At 61.0% G+C, this 3,235-nt stretch carries 3 protein-coding genes; 1 reads left to right on the top strand and 2 read right to left on the bottom strand.

Annotation, left to right across the window (positions count from 1 at the left end; translation table 11 throughout):
* Positions 1-513 precede the first annotated feature (513 nt).
* On the bottom strand, positions 514-756 hold the full coding sequence (locus WD767_13920) for a hypothetical protein (GenBank protein ID MEX2617189.1): 243 nt from the start codon (positions 754-756) through the stop codon (positions 514-516).
* Positions 757-1,132: 376 nt separating this feature from the next.
* On the opposite strand from WD767_13920, the gene WD767_13915 reads away from it, so the two are divergent.
* Positions 1,133-2,284 carry a right-handed parallel beta-helix repeat-containing protein gene (locus tag WD767_13915; GenBank protein MEX2617188.1) on the top strand — a complete coding sequence of 384 codons (1,152 nt, stop codon included), beginning with the start codon at positions 1,133-1,135 and terminating at the stop codon, positions 2,282-2,284.
* 79 nt (positions 2,285-2,363) lie between these two features.
* On the opposite strand, the gene WD767_13910 is transcribed toward WD767_13915, so the two are convergent.
* Complete coding sequence (locus tag WD767_13910; protein MEX2617187.1) at positions 2,364-3,044, bottom strand: phosphatase PAP2 family protein; 681 nt, start codon at positions 3,042-3,044, stop codon at positions 2,364-2,366.
* Positions 3,045-3,235 lie beyond the last annotated feature (191 nt).

Genomic DNA, 3,235 nt, shown 5'->3' with positions numbered 1-3,235 from the left:
AGTCTGGCACCTCCGGTCTCCTCGGTCAGGCCCGAATGGACAACCTATTGAAAGCCCACAGCTAGGGCATTCGAAGATCGGTATCACGCTGAATACTTACAGCCGTGTCATGCCGGAGAGCAGAAGGCCGCCAGCGATCAGGGCGGCGACGGCAGCAACATGCTCGGCGTATTCCACATTAATGACCAATACGTTTTACCGCTGAATCGCGATTTTTCGCCGGTTCTCCCGCAGAACTTCATTGTGCTTCCCTGTCCGTTCGTCTGAGGCTGCAAGTCGTGGCCGGCGGGCCGGTTCATGCATGGGGGCGCAAAGGCTGATTCTACCGGGCGCACCTGCAGGTAGTGTCTCGGCCCGATCCTCGCGTAGGCCCCTGGGGAAATCACCTGACTGGCGATTGCGCAAGGTCGAGTTTGAGCGTAACAGCCCCGCAGCATCAGCGACAGGGCCGGTTCACCGACGCTCACGATGGAACGGGCCAAAGCTGCTGATCTGCTAAAAGTTGGAGAAGGGCTATCGGCCCTGAAATCCTATAGTTTGGTTTCCTAAATCTTCGTCACGTTGCGTTTTCAGGCTGAGTTGCACCTCAGCTATCGCTTCCCGCAAGTTGGTGCTCTCTTGCCGCGAAGACACAACCTGGCGGCTGGTGGGAAGTTTTTGAACGGGCGGCGCCTTACGGTCGCGTTCGTTTTCCCCGCGCGCAAGCAGGACTTCCCGACGGGCGGCTTCAAGGGCAAGCTTTAAATTGAGAATCATCTCTGTTTCTCCAAGATAAAGGTTATCGGCTTTCGAGCGACATAACTGCAAACACCTCCCGGCGCCAAAGGTTCCGGTCGTGAGACCGTCGCCGCCGGATTTGTCTGAATATACGCCGCCGAGACCAAAGCCAGCACCGACATGACCAAAGCCAGCACCGACATGATCGACAGACGCTGGCCGATGTTGCCCGACGACGGGACTGGTGCGTCCGCAACGGCACGAACGGCAATACCGAATACGGCGACGACCCACCGGCGCTTAATCCCGTAGTATCGGCTTTGCCTTCGTTGCCAAACGCTGTCGGGTTGCCCGCCGAGAAATTTCAGGTCACTCTCAACCGACAGGAAAGGATCCGCATGGGAAATCCTGGGTAATGACGCGATTCATACAAGACTGGGCAAGGACCTGCGTTGCGGCGCTGATGCTGCTTACGTCGCTGTTGCCGGGATCAGCGGTGGCACAGACAGACGGCCTGCCGCCGGGGCCAGGCATGCCGGGCGCCATCATGCGCGACCCGGTGACGGGAAGGATCGGCGCCGCACCCCCTGTGCTGGAAATTCATGTCTGTGTCGACATGGCGGACGACCCCGCCTGCGAGACGGTCTCGCTGCAATCCGCATTAAGCGGGATTTCGCGGGGCGGCACGGTCATTCTGCATGCGGGTGAATACCGGCAGGCCGCACGCTTGGATGTTCACCGCACGCATATCCAGGCGCTGCCCGGCGCGGCACTGGTCGGCGTGGCCGAAAGCGGCAAGGGCGCGCTTGTCGTGACCGCGAACGATGTTGTCATTGAAGGGCTTTCCTGTGCCGGCATCAGCGTCCGCGACCGCAACGGCGCCTGCATTCGTATGGAAGGTCGCAACCTGACCCTGCGCCGCGTCCATTTCCATGATTCCGAACAGGGATTGCTCGCGGGTGGGGACACAGGGCTGATCCTGGTCGAGGACAGCCGCTTCGAAAACCTCGGCCAGGGTGGACAGGCGCATGGCATCTATGTCGGCGGCGGCGAGTTGATCATCCGCCGTTCGGTCTTTATTTCGTCCAAGGGCGAAGGGCATGAAATCAAATCCCGCGCCGCGCGCACTCTGGTGGAAGACAGCATCGTCGCCTCTCTGAACAGCCGGGACAGCTACCTGATCGACGTCCCCAATGGCGGCGATACGATCATCCGCCGCAATATCCTGCAGGAAGGCCCCGCCAGCGCAAATAACGGCGCTATCGCGTTCGCCATGGAAGGCGACAAGCGTGAAAATTCCAGCATTCTGGTGGAGAACAATGTGATCCTGATGGACCGGCCGGGCGGCATCGTCGTCAAGGCGAAAAGTGGGCACAAGGCTACCATGACTGGCAATGTGATCGTCGGTCCGACAGAAAAATTCCGTTTCGGCGCGGTTAAATCGGCCTGCAATGAATTCGGTAATGTTTGCCTCGCCGGTCGGCCGGAATTGAAGGCGCGGGACGGACTGATGCTACCCCGGATCAACAACCTCGACAAAATCCTGGCCGAAACCGGACTGTGGTAAGGGTTTACCGGTGGCCGTGCCTCAGGTGCCCACGTCGCGCCTGCCACGCAACCGGAACGCTATGACGCCCTTACCAGCTTCAACCCCGATGGACGCCTTCGCCTTCATCACTTGCCGTTTCGACCTTTCGGTACCGCTGCATCCACAGGACGATCGCCCAGCTGATCAGTGCCCACGTCGCGCCGGCAGCCCAACCAGCCAAGACGTCTGTCGGCCAGTGGACGCCGAGGTAAACCCTGCTGACGCCAACAGCGATCGTCATCAGGATTGCCAGCAGCAGCATGTAGGCTTTGAGCCGCTTCTCCGGCTGCAAACGGGCGAGGAGAGCGCCTAGGGTGAGGTAGACGAGCGCCGCCATCATCGAGTGTCCGCTCGGAAAGCTGGTCGTGTAGACAATGGAGCCGTGCGGGACCAGATCCGGCCGGGGTCTGTCGAAACCGGCTTTCAGCGCGTAGCTCAGCGCCACGCCGCTTGCGATCGCCACGACCACAAAGGCGGCCGCCCGATACTTGCGGCGAAGCGCCAGATAGATGGCCGAGGCGACGGTGATGAACGTCAGAACGCCGACCCCGCCGAGTGCCGTCGCGTCGCGCCCCAGCTCCTCGACCCATCCTGGCCCGAGGGGATCGCTCCCATCGCCGGGCGCTCGCAGAGCAAGCAGTATCGCTTCGTCGATGGCATGGGTCTCGCCCTCGACGACCTCTTCAGAGATACCGACGAATGCCCACAAGCTCGCCGCCAGCAGCGCCAGGACGGCCAGCAGCGCGACTTCCTGCCTTGCAACGGCGAGAGTGCGGCCGGCGATGGTTGCAAATTGCCTCACGTGCGGTCGTAGCTGTCGCCGTCGAGGCTTCCCTTACCTCTTCTCGACAGGGTTCCAATAGGGGCAAAGCGACTTAGCAGGCTGCGGAAAAACCCTTCCCAGCGTCGCGCGGTCGTGATTCAATTCTC

It is taken from the genome of Alphaproteobacteria bacterium (assembly GCA_040905865.1).
Taxonomy (GTDB): domain Bacteria; phylum Pseudomonadota; class Alphaproteobacteria; order UBA8366.
Note: the sequence above shows the minus strand (reverse complement) of the source record. Positions and strands in the feature narration are given on the sequence as shown.